The following is a 19,599-nucleotide window of genomic DNA, read 5'->3' on the forward strand; positions in this document are numbered from 1 at the left end:
GATTGCGGGCAACCTGATCATTCTTGCAGTCGTCGGCTGTCGGGCCGCCTACACGACCGCGAGAATGTCCACCGAGAAGACCAGCGTCGAGTTGGCCGGGATGCTGGACTGCGCGGTGGATCCGTAGCCCAGGGACGGCGGGATGACCAGCAGCAGCCGGCTGCCGACCTTCTTGCCGGTCAGGCCCTGCGACCAGCCCTTGATGACCTGGTCGAGGGTCAGCGAGGTCGGCGAGGTGGCCCAGCTGCTCTGGAACTGCTTGCCGGTCTTCCAGAGGACACCGTTGTACTGGACGACGACGGTGTCGGTGCCCTTGAGCGTCGGGCCGTTGCCCTCGATGACGTAGTTCGAGACCAGCTTCGTCGGCGCGGGCTTCGAGGTCGGGACGGTGACGGACGGGGCCTTGCCGTCGGTGTTGACGCCGACCTTGGGCAGGTTCGCGTCGGTCTGCGGGACGACCGTGCCGCCCGTGACCGTGGTCGGGACGGTGGTGGTGGAGATGATGTCCACGACGAAGACGAGGGTGGAGTTGGCCGGGATGGTGCCGGCCGCCTGGCTGCCGTAGCCCAGGGACGGCGGGATGACCATCTCGACCCGGCTGCCGGCCTTCTTGCCGACCAGGGCCTGGTCCCAGCCCTTGATGACCGAGCCGGTGCCGATCGCGGTGGTGATCGGCTTCTTCTGGTCGTAGCTGTTGTCGAAGACCTTTCCGGTCCCCCAGATCTGGCCCAGGTAGTTCGCCTTGATGAAGTCACCCTTTTTGACGGTGGCCCCGTTGCCCTGGATCGGGGTCGCGGTGACCAGCTTCGTCGGCTTGCTACCCGTTCCCTTGGCGACGGTCGGCTTCTCGCCGAACTTCGTACCGGCGGTGATCTTGGGCACTCCCCCGCTGGCGGAGTCGGAAGAGCCCTTGCTGTCGCTGCCGCAGGCCGCCGTCAGCAGCAAGGCGGGGACGATCAGAAGGGCGGCCAGTTGTCGGCGCACGATTAATGCCTCAGCTCATCGATGGATCTTGACGGTCAGTTCAGTGCGCGCCACTCTACGACGCGCGCAGGGCCCCGTACGAGTAACGTACGGGGCCCTGCGTCGCATTGACGCCAACTGCTACATCTCGTGTCACATGCCGGCGATGAGCTTCTCCACCCGGTCGTCCACCGACCGGAAGGGGTCCTTGCACAGCACGGTGCGCTGCGCCTGGTCGTTGAGCTTGAGGTGCACCCAGTCGACGGTGAAGTCCCTGCGCTGCTCCTGCGCACGGCGGATGAAGTCGCCGCGCAGCCGGGCCCGGGTGGTCTGCGGGGGCACCGACTTGGCCTCGAAGATCTTGAGGTCGTTGCAGATCCGCTTGGCCTGGCCGCGCTTCTCGAGCAGGTAGTACAGACCTCGGCGACGGTGGATGTCGTGGTAGGCGAGGTCTATCTGCGCGATACGCGGGTGCGACATGGTGAGGTTGTCACGGGCCCGGTAACGCTCGATCAGCTGGTACTTCATGACCCAGTCGATCTCGGTGCCGATCCGGGCGAGGTCACCGCTGCCGATGGATTCGAGGGTGCGGCCCCACAGTTCGAGGACCTGCTCGATGACGCCGCTGCGGATGCCGCGACGCTCGCAAAAGTCCACCGCCTTGGAGTAGTACTCCTCCTGGATTTCCAGGGCGGAGGCCTCGCGGCCGGAGGCCAGGCGGACCTTGCGCGAACCGGTGATGTCGTGGCTCACCTCGCGGATGGCCCGGATCGGGTTCTCCAACGTGAGGTCGCGCATGACGGTGCCCGCCTCGATCATGCGCAGGACGAGGTCGGTGGCGCCGACCTTGAGCAGCATGGTCGTCTCGGACATGTTGGAGTCGCCGACGATGACGTGCAGGCGCCGGTAGCGCTCGGCGTCGGCGTGCGGCTCGTCGCGGGTGTTGATGATCGGGCGGGAACGGGTGGTCGCGGAGCTGACGCCCTCCCAGATGTGCTCGGCCCGCTGGCTGACGCAGTAGACCGCGCCTCTGGGGGTCTGCAGCACCTTGCCCGCGCCGCAGAGCAGCTGCCGGGTGACCAGGAAGGGGATGAGGATGTCCGCGAGGCGTGAGAACTCCCCGTGGCGGGCGACCAGATAGTTCTCGTGGCAGCCGTACGAGTTTCCGGCGGAGTCGGTGTTGTTCTTGAACAGGTAGACGTCACCCGCGATGCCCTCTTCGTGCAGCCGCCGTTCGGCGTCGACGAGAAGGCCTTCGAGGATGCGCTCGCCGGCTTTGTCGTGAGTGACCAGCTCCGTCACATTGTCACACTCCGGAGTGGCGTACTCCGGGTGTGAGCCGACATCGAGGTAGAGGCGGGCGCCGTTGCGGAGGAAGACATTGCTGCTGCGGCCCCATGACACGACACGGCGGAAGAGGTACCGCGCCACCTCGTCCGGGGACAGACGCCGCTGCCCTCGAAACGTACATGTGACGCCGTACTCGTTCTCCAGCCCGAAAATGCGGCGGTCCATGACTGAACATTACGCCTGATGCGTGGTGCTGAAACCGGGTTCAGGCGCGGCGATTCGATCTTTTTCGATCCGGCTCGCCAGGTTTGAGAGCACCAGGAAACGGCCACAGGCCAGCAGGACCACCAGCGCCACCAGGCCTCCGGCCCCCGCTACGGCGAACGCCGCGGTGGCGCCCCCGTACTGCGCGGCGGGCCCCGCGGCGGCCGTACCGACGGCCGCGCCGACGCCGAAGGCGGTGACGATCCAGGAGAAGGCCTCGGTGACGGTGCCGGCGGGTGCGTGCCGGTCGACGACCACAAAGGCACAGGCCAGCACCGGCGCCAGGAACAAACCGGACAGGCCCGCCAGGACCGTCATCGCGGCGACGCCGGGCACCAGCGCCAGCGGCAGGTAGCAGACCGCCAGGCCCACCATGAGCAGCCGCAGCCGCCGCTCGGGGATCCCGGGCCAGTGCCGCGCGCCGTAGACCACGCCGCCCACAAGCGCGCCGAAGCCGAGCGCGGACAGCAGGTAGCTGGACACCATGCCGCCGCCGTGGACGTCGGCGTACGACACCGAGGCGACCGCTATCGAGCCGAGCGCGAGCCCGACGAAGAAGAACGAGCCGATCAGCGCCACCAGGCCGGGCGCGCGGAGCGGGCCGAGCCAGTCCGCCACCCGGGGCGCCGCCCGCCAGGCGCGGGACGGCGGCGAGGTCACCACCGACAGCGCGCCGGCCACCCCGACCGCCGCGATGCACAGCAGTGCCGCCGCCTCGGAGAACGCGGCCACCAGCAGGGTCACCAGCAGCGGCCCGACGGCGAACATGACCTCCTGCGCGGCGGCGTCCAGGGCGTACGCGGCGTGGACACGGTCCGCCCGCTTCAGCACCCCCGGCCACAACGCCCGCAGCCCGCCCTCCAGGGGCGGCGTGAACAGCCCCGCGACCAGCATCGCGGCGTAGGCGAGCGGCAGCGGGTCCGGCCCGGTCAGGGCGAACAGCGCCATCCCGGCGGCGGAGAGCAGCGCGGCGGGGAGCATGACGCGGGGCTGTCCGTGGCGGTCGACTGCCCGGCCGAGGAGAGGCTGCCCGACGGCGTTGGCGATGCCGTAGACAGCCGACAGGATGCCCGCGAGGGTGAAGTCGCCGCCCTGGGAGCGGGTGAGCAGCACGATGCCCAGGGCCGCCGTCGCGTTCGGCAGCCGGCCGATCAGGGTGCCGGTGAGCAGCCGTGTCGCGTGCCTTGTGCGCAGCAGATCCGCGTACCCGGCTGCCATGTGTGCCCCCGTCTCTCCGGGAGACCCGGTAGTGTTACGTATAACGTGCCCTTCTATACGTAGCATGGCCGGACGGGCGGGTCCACCCCACGGACTTCGCCGCCAGACGAGAGGACCGGGCGCCGACGTGACGCGTACGGGCAGTTCGGCGCCGGCGTCCCGGCCCACGAGCCGGGACGTGGCACGCGCCGCAGGGGTGTCACAGGCCACCGTGTCGCTGGTCCTCGGCGAGAAATGGCGCGGCCGGGTATCCGAACGCACCGCCGACGCGGTGCGCGCCGCCGCCGAGAGCCTCGGTTACCGGCCGAATCTCGCCGCCCGCAATCTGCGGCTCGGCCGCACCCGCACCGCCCTGCTGGTCGTGCCGACGATCACCAACGAGTACTTCGCCCGCGTCTACACCGGCGCCGCCCGGGTGGCCTCCGAGCACGGCTTCGGCGTCGTCCTCTACCCCTCCCCCGAGGGCGTCGGCCCCGCCAGGGACCCCTTCGGCTCCGCCCAGGCGGCCCTGGACGGCATCATCGCCTCCTCCATGGCCGCCGACGCCCTCGCCGCGATCGGGGACGGCGGCCTGCCCCTGGTCATGCTCGACGCCGACCCCGGCGAACCCGGCCCGGTCGCCACCGTCAACCTCGCCATCGCCGACGGCATGCGCCAGACCGCCCGGCACCTGCTCGCCCTCGGACACCGGCCGGACCGGATCGCCCATCTCGCCGCCGACATCGACAGCTGGACCTTCCGGGTACGCGCCCAGGCACTCCACGACACCCTCGGCACCCCGCCGGCGCCGGCGCACTCCGCCCTCACCTTCGAGGACGCCCGCCGCGCCACGGAACGCCTCCTCTCCCGCCCCGGCGCCCGCCCCACCGCCCTGGTCTGCGACGACGACATCCTCGCGGTCGGCGCCTGCAAGGCCCTGCGCCGGATGGGGCTGCGCGTGCCGGACGACGTGTCCGTCACCGGCTACGACGACTTCGCCCTCGCCACCGCCATCGAACCCGAGCTCACCACCGTCCGGCTGCCCGCCGAGGAGGTCGGCGCCGGCGGCATGGCCGCGCTCCTCGACGCCCTGGAGGGCCGCCCCGTCACCGGAACCGACCTGCCGGTCGAACTCGTCGTACGCGGCTCCACGGCAGCGCCCCGGCAGGCACAGGGCCTACCGGGGCGCACGGGGTGATGATCGCGGGGACCTGGCCTACTCCTCGGCCTACTCCTCGGCCTCGTCGGACGGCTCGTCCGTCTTCGTCACCGAGGCGTCCTCCGCCTCCAGCAGACGGCTGAGCTGACGGCCCAGGATCCGCTTGAACTTCCGCTGCTGCGGCCGCGTTCTGTCCAGCACCGCGACCTCGAGCTGCTCGGCCGTCAGTGTCCGGTCCGCGCCGTTGTTGTCCCGGCTGAGCGAGTCCACGGCCAGCTTCAGCGCCTCCGCGAGCGACATGCCGTCACGGTGCCGCTGGTCCAGATAGCTGCCGATCTGGTCGGAGTTCCCGCCGACCGCGACCGCACCGTGCTCGTCCACGATGGAGCCGTCGTGCGGCAGCCGGTAGATCTGGTCGTCCTCCGGCGCCGCTCCGACCTCGGCGACGATCAGCTCCACCTCGTACGGCTTCTCGCCCACGCTGGAGAAGATGGTGCCCAGTGTCTGGGCGTAGACATTGGCCAGACCACGGGCCGTGACGTCGTCGCGGTCGTAGGTGTAGCCGCGCAGGTCGGCGTAGCGGACGCCGCCGATCCGCAGGTTCTCGAACTCGTTGTACTTGCCCACCGCCGCGAAGGCGATCCGGTCGTAGATCTCGCTGACCTTGTGCAGGGCACGGGACGGGTTCTCGGCGACGAAGACGATGCCGTCGGTGTACTGCAGAACGACGACGCTGCGGCCGCGCGCGATGCCCTTGCGGGCATACTCGGCGCGGTCCGCCATGGCCTGCTGGGGTGAAACGTAGAACGGCGTCGACACCGGCTATCCGTCCCTTTCTGTCGGATACGAGTGCATCGGGCTCAGAGCAGCTCGGCCCGGGGGCCGTCCGGCTGCTCCAGGCGCCGCTCGATGATGGAACGGGCGATCTCGGAGGACTCCGCCTCCGAGAGCTTCTTGAAGCCCTCGTCCGTGATGACCGTGACGATCGGGAAGATCCGGCGCGCCACGTCCGGACCGCCGGTCGCCGAGTCGTCGTCGGCCGCGTCGTAGAGCGCCTGGACCACGAGCGTCGTGGTCTGCTGCTCCGTCAGATCCTTGCGGTACAGCTTCTTCAGCGCGCCGCGCGCGAACACCGAGCCGGAGCCGGTGGACGCGAAGCCGTGCTCCTCCGAGCGCCCGCCGGTCACGTCGTAGGAGAAGATCCGGCCCTTCTCGCGGTCCGTGTCGTACCCGGCGAAGAGGGGGACGACGGCCAGGCCCTGGAGGGCCATCCCGAGATTGCCCCGGATCATGGTCGAGAGGCGGTTCGCCTTGCCCTCCAGGGACAGCACCGCCCCCTCGATCTTCTCGTAGTGCTCCAGCTCCAGCTGGAACAGCTTCACCATCTCCACGGCCAGGCCCGCGGTGCCGGCGATGCCCACGGCCGAGTACTCGTCGGCCGGGAACACCTTCTCGATGTCCCGCTGCGCGATGACATTGCCCATCGTCGCCCGCCGGTCACCGGCCAGCACCACCCCACCGGGGAAGGTCGCCGCCACGATCGTCGTGCCGTGCGGCAGTTCCACCGCGCCGAGCGTCGCGGGCAGCGGCCGGTTGCCCGGGAGCAGCTGGGGCGAGTGATCGCCCAGGAAGTCCATGAACGAGGACGAGCCAGGCGTCAGGAAGGCAGCTGGTAGACGCCCGGTGCTACGAGTGTTGGCTTCCACGCGTTTCCTTCCGGATATGCGGCCGCCCGCCGTATGACGTCGGGCCGGTCCTTGAACTGCCCCAGTGCCGCGTTGCAGCTGAAGCACAGTACGCCACGGACCCTACCCGTCTCGTGGTCGTGATCCACATGTTCTGCGGGGACAGCCAAACTGATGCGGCAGATGCCGAATTGAGCGAACAGCGCGCCGGACGTCCGCCCGGCGCGCTGCTGCCATGGCCCCAGTCGCCGGGATCTACTGTCCGCCCTTTTGTACGAACGAACGTACGAAATCCTCAGCATTGGACTCGAGCACGTCGTCGATCTCGTCCAGCACGTCGTCCACGTCGTCCGACAGCTTTTCCTGCCGCTCCTTGAGATCGGAGGATGCCTGCGCGTCCTGCGCGGTCTCCTCGACCTCTTCGGTCGAACGCGTGGCCTTCTGCTGTCCGCCGTCGGTGTCCTTGGTAGCCATGTCCCTCACCCCGCTCCGGTGTCATGTCCTACAAGATCAGACCCTACTAGGAGGGTCTGACATCGGCCCTCGATTGCTCTAACGTTCGGGAGCCACTGAGATGATTCCCGGTTCAGAAGCATTTCAGCCGCGTATCAGCCCCCGGACAAGATCCGGACCAGGTCTTCTGCCGTCCGGCACCGGTCAAGCAGCTCCTTGACGTGGTTGCGGGTCCCGCGCAGGGGTTCCAGGGTCGGGACGCGCTGCAGGGAGTCACGGCCGGGCAGGTCGAAGATCACGGAGTCCCAGGAGGCGGCCGCGACGTCGTCGGCGTACTGCTCGAGGCAGCGGCCGCGGAAATAGGCGCGGGTGTCCTCCGGGGGCTTGGTGCGGGCCCGGGTGACGTCGTCCTCGTCCAGCAGGCGCTGGATGCGGCCGCGGGCGACGAGGCGGTTGTAGAGGCCCTTGTCGGGCCGTACGTCGGCGTACTGGAGGTCGATGAGCTGGAGCCGGGCGGCGGACCAGTCGAGGCCGTCACGGCGGCGGTAGCTCTCCATGAGCTCCAGCTTGGCGATCCAGTCCAGCTCGCCGGCCAGGGACATGGGGTCGCTCTCCAGCCGGTTGAGGACGTCCTCCCACCGCCCGAGCACGTCCTTGGTCTGGTCGTCCGCGTCGGTCCCGTAGCGGTCCTCGACGTATTTGCGGGCCAGCTCGCAGTACTCCATCTGCAACTGCACCGCGGTGAGTGTCCGGCCGCTGCGCAGCGTGACCAGCCGCCGCAGGGTCGGGTCGTGGCTGACCTGGTGGAGGGTGCGTACGGGCTGGTCGACGGCGAGGTCGACGTTGATGAAGCTGTCCTCGATCATGGACAGCACCAGGGCCGACGTGCCCAGCTTGAGGTAGGTCGAGATCTCGGAGAGGTTCGCGTCGCCGATGATCACATGCAGCCGGCGGTACTTCTCGGCGTCGGCGTGCGGCTCGTCGCGGGTGTTGATGATGGGGCGCTTGAGGGTGGTCTCCAGGCCGACCTCGACCTCGAAGTAGTCCGCCCGCTGACTGATCTGGAAGCCGTGCTCGTGGCCGTCCTGGCCGATGCCGACCCGGCCGGCGCCGGTCACAACCTGCCGCGACACGAAGAAGGGCGTCAGGTGGCGCACGATGTCCGAGAAGGGGGTCTCCCGCTTCATCAGGTAGTTCTCGTGGGTGCCGTACGACGCGCCCTTGTTGTCGGTGTTGTTCTTGTACAGATGGATGGGCTGGGCACCGGGGAGCTGGGCGGCTCGTTCGGCGGCCTCGGCCATGATGCGCTCGCCGGCCTTGTCCCACAGCACGGCGTCGCGCGGGTTGGTGATCTCGGGCGAGGAGTATTCGGGGTGGGCGTGGTCGACGTACAGCCGGGCGCCATTGGTCAGAATGACGTTGGCCAGGCCGATGTCCTCGTCGGTGAGCTGGCTGGAGTCCGCCGTTTCCCGCGCGAGGTCGAAACCGCGGGCATCCCGCAGCGGGTTCTCCTCCTCGAAGTCCCAGCGAGCGCGACGCGCCCTGTGCATCGCCGCCGCGTAGGCGTTGACGACCTGGGATGAGGTGAGCATGGCATTGGCGTTCGGGTGACCGGGGACGGAGATCCCGTACTCCGTCTCGATACCCATTACTCGCCGTACGGTCATGCGGCCCTCCTTGCCCGGCTCCGGCCCGTGCTGGACCGGACGCTCAAGTACCGCTGCACATATGGCCCCAGTGCGGCTGCAGTCCCATGATGCGTCGCCGCACTGCATGGCGCGGTACCGAAGAGCCTAGAACGCGATGGCGGCGGTGGGGAGATCATTTCCCTCATTACCTTGCTATGGCCGGTCTGTGTGCCTGTGGTCCTTGGAGGTCGTCCTGCCTTCAAAGACTCCGGCTGCGGGCACCCGGCGTGGGCACCCGCAGCCGGAGGTGTCGCTTACAGGTACTGACCGGTGTTGGCGACGGTGTCGATGGAGCGACCGGTGTCGGCGCCCTGCTTGCCGGTGACGAGCGTGCGGATGAACACGATCCGCTCGCCCTTCTTGCCGGAGATGCGGGCCCAGTCGTCCGGGTTGGTGGTGTTGGGCAGGTCCTCGTTCTCCTTGAACTCGTCGACGCAGGCCGCGAGCAGGTGGGAGACCCTCAGACCCCTCTGGTTGTGGTCGAGGAAGTCCTTGATCGCCATCTTCTTGGCCCGGTCCACGATGTTCTGGATCATGGCGCCGGAGTTGAAGTCCTTGAAGTACAGGACTTCCTTGTCACCGTTGGCGTAGGTGACCTCCAGGAAGCGGTTCTCCTCGGTCTCGGTGTACATCCGCTCGACCACGGCCTGGATCATCGCGTCGACGGTGCCGGCGCTCGATCCACCGTGTTCCGACTTGTCCTCGCTGTGCAGCGGGAGGGTCGGGACGAGGTACTTGGAGAAGATGTCCTTGGCCGCCTCTGCGTCCGGCCGCTCGATCTTGATCTTCACGTCCAGGCGGCCGGGCCGCAGGATCGCGGGGTCGATCATGTCCTCGCGGTTGGAGGCGCCGATGACGATGACGTTCTCCAGGCCTTCCACACCGTCGATCTCCGCCAGCAGCTGCGGGACGATGGTGTTCTCCACGTCCGAGCTGACACCGGAGCCGCGGGTGCGGAAGAGGGACTCCATCTCGTCGAAGAAGACGATGACGGGGGTGCCCTCGCTGGCCTTCTCCCTCGCACGCTGGAAGACCAGGCGGATCTGCCGCTCGGTCTCGCCGACGTACTTGTTGAGGAGCTCGGGACCCTTGATGTTCAGGAAGTAGCTCTTGCCCTGCGGCTGTCCGGTGACCTCGGCGACCTTCTTCGCAAGGGAGTTGGCGACCGCCTTGGCGATGAGGGTCTTTCCGCAGCCCGGAGGGCCGTACAGCAGGACGCCCTTGGGCGGGCGCAGCTCGTACTCCTTGAACAGCTCGGCGTGCAGATAGGGCAGTTCGACCGCGTCGCGGATCTGCTCGATCTGGTTGCCGAGGCCGCCGATCTGGCGGTAGTCGATGTCGGGGACCTCTTCGAGGACGAGGTCTTCGACCTCGCTCTTGGGCACGCGTTCGTAGACATATCCGGAGCGCGGTTCGAGCAGCAGGGCGTCGCCGACGCGCAGGGCGCCGTCGAGCAGCGGTTCGGCGAGCCGGACCACCCGCTCCTCGTCGGTGTGGCCGATGACCAGGGCTCGTTCGCCGTCCTCGAGGACTTCCTTGAGGGTGACGATGTCGCCGATGCTCTCGAAGGCCATGGCTTCCACCACGTTGAGTGCCTCGTTGAGCATCAGTTCCTGGCCGCGCCGGAGTTCTTCCAGCTCGACGGACGGGCTGACGTTCACCCGCAGCTTGCGGCCGCCGGTGAAGATGTCGGCTGTCCCGTCCTCGTTCGCCTGCAGGAACACGCCGAATCCGGCAGGCGGCTGCGCGAGCCTGTCGACCTCCTCCTTGAGGGCCACGATCTGGTCGCGGGCCTCGCGGAGCGTGTTCGCCAGCCGCTCGTTCTGAGCGGACACGCCTGCCAGGTTGGTCTGCAGCTCGACGATCCGCTCTTCGAGAATTCTCGTGTGACGCGGAGAGTCGGCGAGCTTACGTCGCAGGACGGCGATCTCCTGCTCAAGAAAGGCGACCTGGCCCGTTGGGTCATCCTGACCACGGGTCGATCGGCCGCCACGGTTGATGTCGTCGTCGTGGGCCGCCACGGTCCTCACCTCCTCCAAGGGGAGCTGGACGTTTCCAGACCCTACCTGTGCCGGTAGGGGTGTAAACCCCTAGATCACTAAAGACGGTCGGGGTGTGTCCGATCTTCACCCTTGCGCACGTCCTCTCGCGAGGGAGATACCCACCCAGCAACATCGGAAAGCGGGCGGTTGTATCGTCGATTCGGTCAACGCCCGTCAGGGGCGGTTCCATCCCGGTTCGAGACCGGACTACGAACGGCAGGCGAGATACCCGTGAGCGAGCTGGCCGGCGAGGCGCTGGAAGTCTGGATCGACCAGGACCTGTGCACCGGCGACGGGATCTGTGTGCAGTATGCGCCCGAGGTCTTCGAGCTGGATATTGATGGGCTCGCGTATGTGAAGGGCTCTGACGAAGAGCTTCGCCAGGCGCCGGGGGCCACCGCGCCGGTGCCGCTGCCGCTGCTGACCGATGTGGTGGATTCCGCCAAGGAGTGCCCTGGCGATTGCATTCATGTGCGTCGGGTTTCGGACAGTGTAGAGGTCTACGGGCCCGACGCGGAGTGATCCTTCACACGCTGGAGGCGAGGGGCCCCGGGATCACGTAGTAGGTCCCCGAGCGCCATTCCCAGGTGTACGTGCGCTGCTGGTCGGGGCAGCAGCGGGGGACGTCCTGGCTGGAGTAGCCGAGGACGGTGGCCTTGACGGCGCCGTCACTGATCCGCAGGTCCTTGACGTTGCGCTGGTCCTTGGGGTTCACCAGGGTCTCGACGATCCGGGGCGTGGTGCTGCCCGCCGCGCCCTGGGACAGGACGTACACGCCGCTGGGCGGGGTGCCGGTCTCGGAGTGGCAGCGGACGACGGCCACGGTCTCCGGGCGGCCGTCCCGGTCCAGGTCACCGGAGACGTGGTCCACGACGTCCACGGGGCCTCCGGCGCAGTCCAGGGGGTAACGGGCCGCCTTGGCGTCCGGGGCGTCGGCCACGGGGGCCCTGGAGCCGCGGGGGGAGGCGTCGGCGGGCTGGACGAGTACGCCCGCGCCTATGACGGCGGCGACGACCGCGGCCGTGGTGATCCAGTGCACCGATCCGGCTCGGGTGTGCGGAAGGGCCGGGCCTGCGGAAGGCTGCACGCGCCTGTCTCCTGGGAGGTCGAACTGCGGGGGTGGCCAGCATGGTGCCATACGTCACAGGGGGGTGGAACGACCGGGTCCGGTGTTTCGGGGTGTGACTCGCGTGACGGCCGTGAAACGGCGCCGCAAACGCCTCCGCCGCCGGTCCCCTGGCGGGAATCCGGCGGCGGCTTCGTCGTGTCGGTCGGGCTCAGCCCTCGGCGGCGGGCGTGCCCGCACTGCCGCTGCCCGGGCCGGTGTAGTCCTCGCCGTACGCGCCCTTGGCGGGGCGGCGGCGGCGCAGCGGGGGCTCGACGCCGTCGGCGAGGCGGCGGGCGGTGAGCAGGAAGCCGGTGTGGCCGATCATGCGGTGGTCGGGGCGTACCGCCAGGCCCTCGACGTGCCAGGTGCGGACCATGGTCTCCCAGGCGGACGGCTCGTTGAAGGTGCCGTGCTCGCGGATCGCCTCGACGGTGCGGGCGAGCTGGGTGGTGGTGGCCACGTACGCGCACAGGATGCCGCCGGGGACCAGGGCCTTGGACACGGGCTCCAGGCACTCCCAGGGGGCGAGCATGTCCAGGATGACGCGGTCGACGTCGGTGTCGCTGAGGTTGTCCTGGAGGTCACCGACGGTGAGCTGCCAGGCGGGGTGGGGGCCGCCGAAGTAGCGTTCGACGTTGCCGGTGGCGATCTCGGCGAAGTCGGCGCGGCGCTCGTAGGAGTGCAGCATGCCCTGGTCGCCGACGGCGCGCAGCAGGAAGGTGCTGAGCGATCCGGAGCCGACGCCCGCCTCCACGACGCGGGCGCCGGGGAAGATGTCGGCCATCGACAGGATCTGCCCCGCGTCCTTGGGGTAGACCACGGCGGCGCCGCGGGGCATGGACAGGACGTAGTCGGGGAGCAGGGGGCGCAGCGCGAGGTAGGCGACGTTTCCCGTGGTGCGGACAACACTGCCCTCGGGAGCACCGATCAGCTCGTCGTGCGGGAAGGAACCCTTGTGGGTGTGGAAATTCTTCCCGGCTTCGAGCGTGAAGGTGTAGTGGCGTCCCTTGGGGTCGGTGAGCTGGACCTGGTCCCCGACCTGGAAGGGGCCGCGACGACGGGCGGCACCGGTCGGTTCGGACATGCGGGTAAGCCTACCGGCCCTAACTCTGGGGTCGTGCCATGGCGGCGAGGAAGGCCCGCTCGACGTCGGCCGTGGACAGGACGCCGTAGATCTCGCCGGTCGGCTCGACGACCAGGTACTCGGTCGCCGGGGTGGCCCGCAGGGTGTCCAGGAGGTCTTCGCCGGCCAGCTCCGCGGAAACCTTCATGCCGGGCTTGATGTCCTGGGCCAGGCCCGAGACGGCGACCCAGGGGCGGCGGTGTTCGGGGACGCCGACGATGGCGGCTTCGCGGACGACGGCGGTGGGGTCGCCGTGGCCGTCGACCACGACGAGGGCGCGGGCGCCGGCCTCGTTGGCGCGGCGCAGGGCCTCGGACAGCGGGGTGTCGGAGGCGACGGGGACGGCCCGCCGGGTGAGGGTGCGGGCCTGGAGCTCGGGGAGGTGTTCGCGCAGCCGGGCCATGCGGAGGCTGTTGCCGGCGCCGGTCCAGATGATGGCGGCGAGGATGGCGGCCAGCAGCGCGTCGGTGAGGGAGTCGACGCCGCTGGTGGTGTTGCCGTTGGACACCCCGCCCGCGTACGAGAGCAGGGGCAGGCCGATGAGGACGGCGATGGCCAGCGCCCGCCCGGTCCAGGCGGCGGCGACGGTGCCGGTCATGGGCTTGCCGCTGAGCTTCCAGACCACCGCGCGCAGCATGCGACCGCCGTCCAGCGGGAGGCCGGGCAGCAGGTTGAAGGCGGCGACGATGAGGTTGCTGATCATGAGGCCGGCGAGCAGGACGCCGGGGACGGTGCCGGGCTGGACGAGCTTCAGGCCGAGGTAGAAGAGCCCGGACAGGACGAGCGAGAGCAGCGGTCCGACGAAGGCCAGGACGAATTCGCGGCCCGGGGTCTCGGACTCCTTCTCGATCTCCGAGACGCCGCCGAAGAACTGCAGCTGGATGCGCCGTACGGGCAGGTCGAAGCGGAGCGCCGCCACGGTGTGGGCGAGCTCGTGGACGAGTACGGAGGCGTAGAAGGCGACCGCGAAGAACAGCGAGACGAGGTAGCGGAGGTTGCCCAGCTCGGGCAGGACGCGGTCGAGCTGGCCGCCGAAGACCCAGGTGATGAGTGCGGCGACGAGGAACCAGCTGGGGGCGACGTAGACGGGCACGCCGAAGATGCGGCCCATCAGGAATCCGCCGCCCGGCGGGCGCTTCCCTGTGCCGCCGGGGCCGTTGCCGGGCCCGGGAGTGCGCTCGCCGTCGGACGGCGGCTGCCCGTTCTCGCTCACTGTTTCCCCTCGTTGGACGCTGGTGACGTCGATGGTATTTGCCCGGCCCCGCGGTGCTGACACCGACTGTCAGTGAGACGCCGTAGGGTCCTGCCATGGGCACCAGTACTGACAGCATTCCCCCGCAGCGGCAGCCGGGACCGCGACCACCCTCGTCGTTGTCACCGTCCCGCGCCTCGGACTTTATGCGGTGCCCGCTGCTGTACCGGCTTCGGGTGATCGACAAGCTGCCGGAGAAGCCCAGCGAGGCGGCGACCCGGGGCACGGTGGTGCACGCGGTGCTGGAGCGGCTGTTCGACGCGCCGGCGGTGGAGCGGACGGCCGAGCGGGCACGGGCGCTGGTGCCGGGCGAGTGGGAGAAGCTGCTGGCCGCGCGGCCGGAGCTGGCCGAGCTGTTCCCGGGCGAGGATCCGGCCGAGGGCGCGGGGACCAGGCTCGCGGCATGGCTGGAAAGCGCCGCCTCGCTGGTCGACCGATGGTTCACCCTGGAGGATCCGACCCGCCTGGAGCCCGCCGAGCGCGAGCTGTACGTGGAGACGGAGCTGGAGTCGGGGCTCACCCTGCGCGGCTATGTCGACCGGCTGGATGTCGCGGCGGCCACCGGGGACCTCCGGGTGGTGGACTACAAGACCGGCAAGGCGCCCCGGCCGGAGTACGCGGACGAGGCGCTGTTCCAGATGAAGTTCTACGCGCTGGTGCTGTGGCGGCTGCGCGGCGTGGTGCCGCGCCGGCTCCAGCTGGTCTATCTGGGCAGCGGTGACGTCCTGACGTACGACCCGTCGGAGGCGGATCTGCGGACCGTGGCGCGCAAGCTGGAGGCGCTGTGGGAGGCGATCCGGCTCGCGACGGAGACGGGTGACTGGCGTCCGCGTCCGGGGCGGCTGTGCGACTGGTGCGACCACCGGGCGGTGTGCCCGTCCTTCGGGGGCACTCCCCCGCCCTATCCGCTGGCGCCGGTGGGGAAGAATCAGGATTCCTCGGCGACCGCATAAGGAGACCCCGTGGCGATTCGCGTCCTGCTCGTGGACGATCAGCCGCTGCTGCGCACCGGCTTCCGGATGATCCTGGAGGCCGAGCCGGACCTGGCCGTGGTCGGGGAGGCCGGGGACGGCCAGCAGGCCCTGGACCAGGTGCGGGCGCTGCAGCCCGACGTGGTGCTGATGGACATCCGGATGCCGCGGATGGACGGGGTGGAGGCGACCCGCCAGATCACCGGCCCCGGCCGCGACGGCCCGGCGAAGGTGCTGGTCCTGACCACCTTCGATCTGGACGAGTACGTGGTCGAGGCGCTGCGCGCCGGGGCCAGCGGCTTCCTGCTGAAGGACGCGCCCGCCCACGAGCTCGTGCAGGCGATCCGGGTGGTCGCCGACGGCGAGGCGATGCTTGCGCCGAGCATCACCCGGCGGCTGCTGGACAAGTACGCGGGCCGGCTGCCCTCGGGCGACGAGGCGGTGCCGCAGCCGCTGCACACGCTGACCGAGCGCGAGGTCGAGGTGCTGAAGCTGGTGGCCCGCGGCCTGTCGAACGCGGAGATCGCCGCGGAGCTGTTCGTCAGCGAGACGACGGTGAAGACCCACGTCGGGCATGTGCTGACCAAGCTGGCGCTCCGCGACCGGGTGCAGGCGGCCGTCTACGCGTACGAGAGCGGACTGGTGCGCCCCGGGGCGCAGTGACGGCTCCCCGGGGCGGCAGGGGCCCGGTGGCCCGTCCCAGGGCTACTGCTGGGCGACCTTCTCGATCTCCCAGAAGCGGAAGACGGTCGAGGCGTCGAGGGTCCACTCCAGGCCGTTGATGTTGTTCTGGGCGACGACGTACTGCTTGCCCTGCCACAGCGGGATGACCGGCACGTCCTTGGCGACCAGGTCCTGCAGTTCCTGGAAGTCGGGAACGGTGCTGCTGCGGTCGGACTGGGCGGCGGTGGCGGGGATCAGGTCGGCGGTGATCCGGGTGTTGGTGTAGTGGTTGTAGAGCACGTTGCCGTCGCCGAAGAACGGGGCGGTGAAGTTGTCGGGGTCCGGGTAGTCGGGGACCCAGCCCTTGACGTAGGCGGCGTACTTGCCGGCCTCGATGTTCTTGGCGTACGTGTCGGCGTCGACGCTCTTGACCGTGATGTCGAACAGGCCGGTGTCGTTGAGCTGTGTGGCGATGGTCTTGAGCTCGGCGACGGTGCCCGTGCCGTAGCGGACCGGGGTGGCCCACAGGGTGAAGCGCACCTTGCCGGCGATGCCGGCGTTCCGCAGCACGGCGCTTGCCTTGGCGGTGTCGCCGCCCTCGCCGTAGCGGTCGAAGAAGGCGGTGTTGTGGCCGGTGATGCCGGCCGGGACGACCGAGTAGAGCGGGTCGACGGTGCGCTTGTAGACGTCGCGGATCATGGACTGCCGGTCGACGATGTAGGCGATGGCCTGGCGGACCGCCTTGTTGCCCACCACGGGGTCGTTCAGGTTGAAGACCAGGTGCTGGACCTCGGCGCCGCTGCCCTCGACGACCTCCAGGTGGCCCTTGCCGCTGGTGGAGGCGGCCTGGATGCTGGCTATGTCCCCCGTCTCCAGGCCTCGGTAGGCGAGGTCGACGGTGCCGTCGTTGACGGCCTTCTTCAAGGTGGTCTCGTCGTTGTAGAAGCGCATGGTCATGCCCGCGTTCTTGATCACGTCGTCGCCGTTGTAGCTGCCGTTGACCTTGAAGACGGCTTCCTTGTCCTTGTCGTACGACTCCAGGGTGTACGGCCCGGAGCCGACGGCCTTGCCGTCGGTGCGCAGGGCGTCCATCTTGTACTGGCTGTGGTCCACGATGGAGCCGGCGCCCGAGGCGATCTTCATGGGGAAGGTCGCGTCGGAGTACTTGAGATGGAAGACGACCTTGTCGGTCGCAGGGGTCTCGACGGTCTTGATGGAGCCGAGCAGCGAACTGGCCGGGCCGTTGTCGTCATTGATCTTGATCGTGCGCTCGAAGGAGTACTTGACGTCCTCGGAGGTCAGACTGTCGCCGTTGCTGAACTTCAGTCCCGGCCTCAGGGTGCAGGAGTAGGTCTTGCTGGCGGTGTCGGTGAACTTGCAGCTCTTGGCGGCGTCGGGCACGGGTGTGGTGCCGCCGTTGGGGAAGCTGAGGAGGGACTGGAAGACGTTGTTGAAGACGATCCAGGAACCCACGTCATAGCCGGCCGCCGGGTCGACGGAGCTCACCTTGTCGGTGATGCCCATGGTGATGGCCTCGCCGGCGTTGTCCCCGGCCGACGACGCCGAGCCGCACCCGGCGACCACCGCCGCCGTCAGGGTCACAGAGAGCGGTAGCGCCAGCCGCTGGACTCGATTCCTCACGAGCATTCCTCACAGGTTTCTCGACCCATCACCAAAAGGTCGCGCGGATCGCTGGACGCGAACGTCCCGGATCCGCGCGACCGGTGGGTCATCCTGTCATGCCGCGACCCAGTTCCCAGTACTGGATTGTGGAGGAAGAGTTAAGAACCCATTCGACGCCGGTGATGTCGGAACGGGAGGCCACGTATCCCTTGGCCTGCCAGAGCGGGATGAGCGGGATGTCCCGGGCGACGATGTCCTGCATCTTGCCGAAGTCCGCGGACGTGGTTTCACGAGCCGCCAGCTCGCGGGTGCGCGGGAGCAGCGTGCCGGTGATGGTGGGGCTCGTGTAGGGCAGTTGCAGGAAGTTGTCGCTGATGAAGGGGGCGATGTAGTTGTCGGCGTCGGGGAAGTCGGGGGCCCAGCCGATGCCGTAGAAGGCGTACTTGCCCTTGATCGCGTTGCCGACGAAGGAGCCGTAGTCGACCTTCTTGAGGCTGACATCGAACAGCCCGGTCGCGTTCAGCGACTTCTGCAGCCAGAGGGCTTCTTCACCGGCCGAGGAGCCGGCGGTGGTGCGGTAGGTGTACGTGATCTTCACCGGAGTCGAGATATTGGCGGCCTGCAGTGTCTGCGACGCCTTGGCCGTGCTCGGGTCACCGTAGAGGTTGTAGAAGGAGTTCTTGTGGCCGCTGATGCCCTGCGGAACGATCGAGTACAGCGGATCCACGGTGCGCTCGTACGTGTCGCGGGCCAGGGTCGAGCGGTTGAGGAGCTCGGCGACGGCCTCGCGGACGGCCTTGGGCTGCACGGACGGGAACTTGGTGTTGAAGATGAGGTAGCGGGTCTCGGTGCCGGAGCCCTCGGTGAGCGTGACGTCCTTGACCTTGCCGTCCTGCATGGACTTGATCTCGGCCGGCTTGAAGGCGTTGGAGCCTGCCACGACATCGATGCTGCCGGCGGCGAGCGCGTCCTTCATCTTGCTGGAGTCGTCGAAGAACTTCACTTCGATCTTGCTGTTCTTCAGGGTGACATTGCCCTTGTAGCTGTCGTTCTTGGAGAAGACAGCGCTGTCACCCTGACTGAAGGAATCCAGCTTGTACGGGCCCGAGCCGACGACCTTGAGGCCGTCGTACGGCTTGTCGGGCTGGTACACCTGGCTGTCCACGATGGCCCCGGCGGGGGTGGCCAGCTTGTACGGGAAGGTGGCGTCGGGAGCCTTGAGGTCGAAGACCACGGTCTTGTCGTCGGGGGTCTCGACCTTCTTGAGGCCGGACAGCAGGCTGGCCGGGCCGAGGTCACTGTTGATCTTGAGCATCCGCTCGAAGGAGAACTTCACGTCCTCGGCAGTAAGCGCGTGCCCGTTGGAGAAGGTCAGGCCGTCCCGGAGCGTGCAACGGTAGGTCTCCGACTGCGTGTCGGAGAACGCGCAGCTCTTGGCGGCGTCGGGCTCCGGCGTGGTGCCGCTGCGCGGGAGGCGCAGCAGCATCTGGAACGTGTTGGACAGGATGTTCCAGGTGGCCGCGTCGTACGAGGTGGCCGGGTCGAGCGGCGCCGGATTGTCCTTCGAGGCAACGATGGAATCCGTACTGCCGATCACGATGGCCTGATCACTGGAACCGCTGCCGGAGCCCCCGCAACCAGCCAGTACGGGCGCGATCAGACCCACCAGGGCCGGCAGCACCAGTAGCTTGCGCTTCATCCTCGTTGTTCTCCCTGTTTCCGGCCTTCGGCCGTGCTGTGTCGTACTGGTACGTCAAGGTGCTGGCCGTCGACGGAGGGTGGGGGCTCGCACGCTTGGGCGACGATACCGAGAATGCGAAGGTGTGGCACCAAGGATGGGGCGAACTTGGGTGGGACCCGTGACGGCGGTGGTGTTGACGTGCCAGGACAGTACTTCGAACGATCGACGTCACTGGAACACGGGGAAGTTGAGCGCGAATCACGAGCCTGTAACGGGGCGCGCCACTCCGATATCCGAACACGGGAACGATCTGGTGGGTTAGCACAGCAAAGGGGACACAACGACCCGGCCGTCGACTCCCGTCGGGCGTGCGCAGCACCCAACGGTGCGCCTGTCGACGGGCATTGACGTGACAAGAATCACGCACCCGCTGTTTT

General features: G+C 68.6%; 17 protein-coding genes and 1 pseudogene. 4 read left to right on the plus strand and 14 right to left on the minus strand.

Annotation, left to right across the window (positions count from 1 at the left end):
* Window positions 1–48: 48 nt before the first annotated feature.
* The 3 genes from ACFXJ5_RS24150 to ACFXJ5_RS24160 all read right to left on the minus strand — a co-directional run bounded on the left by ACFXJ5_RS24150 (window position 49) and on the right by ACFXJ5_RS24160 (window position 3,735).
* On the minus strand, window positions 49–984 hold the full coding sequence (locus ACFXJ5_RS24150) for an FKBP-type peptidyl-prolyl cis-trans isomerase (RefSeq protein ID WP_384634634.1): 936 nt from the start codon (window positions 982–984) through the stop codon (window positions 49–51).
* Between the two features lie 132 nt (window positions 985–1,116).
* Window positions 1,117–2,478 carry a Pup--protein ligase gene (gene pafA / locus ACFXJ5_RS24155; protein WP_384634637.1) on the minus strand — a complete coding sequence of 454 codons (1,362 nt, stop codon included), beginning with the start codon at window positions 2,476–2,478 and terminating at the stop codon, window positions 1,117–1,119.
* Window positions 2,479–2,487: 9 nt separating this feature from the next.
* Window positions 2,488–3,735: an MFS transporter gene (locus ACFXJ5_RS24160; protein ID WP_384634640.1), complete on the minus strand. Its 1,248-nt coding sequence runs from the start codon at window positions 3,733–3,735 to the stop codon at window positions 2,488–2,490.
* Between the two features lie 178 nt (window positions 3,736–3,913).
* Here ACFXJ5_RS24160 and ACFXJ5_RS24165 point away from each other — a divergent pair, with 178 nt between their 5' ends.
* Window positions 3,914–4,912 (plus strand): LacI family DNA-binding transcriptional regulator, encoded by a 999-nt coding sequence (locus tag ACFXJ5_RS24165; protein ID WP_384634642.1) that lies wholly within the window; start codon window positions 3,914–3,916, stop codon window positions 4,910–4,912.
* A gap of 30 nt (window positions 4,913–4,942) precedes the next feature.
* On the opposite strand, the gene prcA is transcribed toward ACFXJ5_RS24165, so the two are convergent.
* From prcA to arc, 6 genes and pseudogenes are all read right to left on the minus strand, one after another.
* The gene (gene prcA / locus ACFXJ5_RS24170; protein ID WP_384634645.1) at window positions 4,943–5,692 is read right to left on the minus strand and encodes a proteasome subunit alpha; all 750 of its coding nucleotides are present in this window, start codon (window positions 5,690–5,692) and stop codon (window positions 4,943–4,945) included.
* 41 nt (window positions 5,693–5,733) lie between these two features.
* Window positions 5,734–6,579, minus strand: coding sequence for a proteasome subunit beta (gene prcB, locus ACFXJ5_RS24175; protein ID WP_384634647.1), 846 nt, complete (start codon window positions 6,577–6,579; stop codon window positions 5,734–5,736).
* Window positions 6,531–6,752, minus strand: a pseudogene (locus ACFXJ5_RS24180) (endonuclease VII domain-containing protein); the annotation flags it as partial. The gene prcB and the pseudogene ACFXJ5_RS24180, both read right to left, overlap by 49 nt.
* A 61-nt stretch (window positions 6,753–6,813) precedes the next feature.
* Window positions 6,814–7,032, minus strand: coding sequence for a ubiquitin-like protein Pup (locus ACFXJ5_RS24185; RefSeq protein WP_384634649.1), 219 nt, complete (start codon window positions 7,030–7,032; stop codon window positions 6,814–6,816).
* A gap of 134 nt (window positions 7,033–7,166) precedes the next feature.
* Window positions 7,167–8,678, minus strand: coding sequence for a depupylase/deamidase Dop (dop, locus tag ACFXJ5_RS24190; protein WP_384634651.1), 1,512 nt, complete (start codon window positions 8,676–8,678; stop codon window positions 7,167–7,169).
* Between the two features lie 275 nt (window positions 8,679–8,953).
* Window positions 8,954–10,720: a proteasome ATPase gene (gene arc / locus ACFXJ5_RS24195; RefSeq protein WP_384634653.1), complete on the minus strand. Its 1,767-nt coding sequence runs from the start codon at window positions 10,718–10,720 to the stop codon at window positions 8,954–8,956.
* A 252-nt stretch (window positions 10,721–10,972) separates the two neighbouring features.
* On the opposite strand from arc, the gene ACFXJ5_RS24200 reads away from it, so the two are divergent.
* Window positions 10,973–11,263: a ferredoxin gene (locus ACFXJ5_RS24200; protein WP_384634655.1), complete on the plus strand. Its 291-nt coding sequence runs from the start codon at window positions 10,973–10,975 to the stop codon at window positions 11,261–11,263.
* A gap of 4 nt (window positions 11,264–11,267) precedes the next feature.
* Here the strand turns inward: ACFXJ5_RS24200 and ACFXJ5_RS24205 are convergent, their stop codons facing one another.
* The 3 genes from ACFXJ5_RS24205 to ACFXJ5_RS24215 all read right to left on the minus strand — a co-directional run bounded on the left by ACFXJ5_RS24205 (window position 11,268) and on the right by ACFXJ5_RS24215 (window position 14,185).
* Window positions 11,268–11,828 (minus strand): hypothetical protein, encoded by a 561-nt coding sequence (locus ACFXJ5_RS24205; protein ID WP_384634658.1) that lies wholly within the window; start codon window positions 11,826–11,828, stop codon window positions 11,268–11,270.
* A gap of 190 nt (window positions 11,829–12,018) precedes the next feature.
* Window positions 12,019–12,933 (minus strand): tRNA (adenine-N1)-methyltransferase, encoded by a 915-nt coding sequence (locus ACFXJ5_RS24210; protein ID WP_384634660.1) that lies wholly within the window; start codon window positions 12,931–12,933, stop codon window positions 12,019–12,021.
* A gap of 19 nt (window positions 12,934–12,952) precedes the next feature.
* The gene (locus ACFXJ5_RS24215) at window positions 12,953–14,185 is read right to left on the minus strand and encodes a site-2 protease family protein (protein ID WP_384634662.1); all 1,233 of its coding nucleotides are present in this window, start codon (window positions 14,183–14,185) and stop codon (window positions 12,953–12,955) included.
* 95 nt (window positions 14,186–14,280) lie between these two features.
* Between ACFXJ5_RS24215 and ACFXJ5_RS24220 the strand changes: the two genes are divergently transcribed.
* Together ACFXJ5_RS24220 and ACFXJ5_RS24225 are read left to right on the plus strand one after the other, a co-directional pair.
* Window positions 14,281–15,177: a RecB family exonuclease gene (locus ACFXJ5_RS24220; protein WP_384634665.1), complete on the plus strand. Its 897-nt coding sequence runs from the start codon at window positions 14,281–14,283 to the stop codon at window positions 15,175–15,177.
* Between the two features lie 9 nt (window positions 15,178–15,186).
* Window positions 15,187–15,858 carry a response regulator gene (locus ACFXJ5_RS24225; RefSeq protein WP_384634668.1) on the plus strand — a complete coding sequence of 224 codons (672 nt, stop codon included), beginning with the start codon at window positions 15,187–15,189 and terminating at the stop codon, window positions 15,856–15,858.
* 42 nt (window positions 15,859–15,900) lie between these two features.
* On the opposite strand, the gene ACFXJ5_RS24230 is transcribed toward ACFXJ5_RS24225, so the two are convergent.
* Together ACFXJ5_RS24230 and ACFXJ5_RS24235 are read right to left on the minus strand one after the other, a co-directional pair.
* A complete protein-coding gene (locus ACFXJ5_RS24230) occupies window positions 15,901–17,499 on the minus strand; it encodes an ABC transporter substrate-binding protein (RefSeq protein WP_384634671.1) in 1,599 nt (532 codons plus the stop codon).
* An 88-nt stretch (window positions 17,500–17,587) separates the two neighbouring features.
* Window positions 17,588–19,180 (minus strand): ABC transporter substrate-binding protein, encoded by a 1,593-nt coding sequence (locus tag ACFXJ5_RS24235; protein ID WP_384634674.1) that lies wholly within the window; start codon window positions 19,178–19,180, stop codon window positions 17,588–17,590.
* Between the last annotated feature and the right edge of the window lie 419 nt (window positions 19,181–19,599).

The organism is Streptomyces sp. NPDC059373 (assembly GCF_042751495.1).
In the GTDB taxonomy this organism is placed as follows: Bacteria; Actinomycetota; Actinomycetes; order Streptomycetales; family Streptomycetaceae; genus Actinacidiphila.

Coding starts and splice junctions, on each gene's coding strand:
- ACFXJ5_RS24220 (WP_384634665.1), top strand. CDS start 14,281: ATGGGCACCAGTACTGACAGCATTCCCCCGCAGCGGCAGCCGGGACCG.
- ACFXJ5_RS24235 (WP_384634674.1), bottom strand. CDS start 19,180: ATGAAGCGCAAGCTACTGGTGCTGCCGGCCCTGGTGGGTCTGATCGCG.
- ACFXJ5_RS24160 (WP_384634640.1), bottom strand. CDS start 3,735: ATGGCAGCCGGGTACGCGGATCTGCTGCGCACAAGGCACGCGACACGG.
- ACFXJ5_RS24210 (WP_384634660.1), bottom strand. CDS start 12,933: ATGTCCGAACCGACCGGTGCCGCCCGTCGTCGCGGCCCCTTCCAGGTC.
- ACFXJ5_RS24185 (WP_384634649.1), bottom strand. CDS start 7,032: ATGGCTACCAAGGACACCGACGGCGGACAGCAGAAGGCCACGCGTTCG.
- pafA (WP_384634637.1), bottom strand. CDS start 2,478: ATGGACCGCCGCATTTTCGGGCTGGAGAACGAGTACGGCGTCACATGT.
- dop (WP_384634651.1), bottom strand. CDS start 8,678: ATGACCGTACGGCGAGTAATGGGTATCGAGACGGAGTACGGGATCTCC.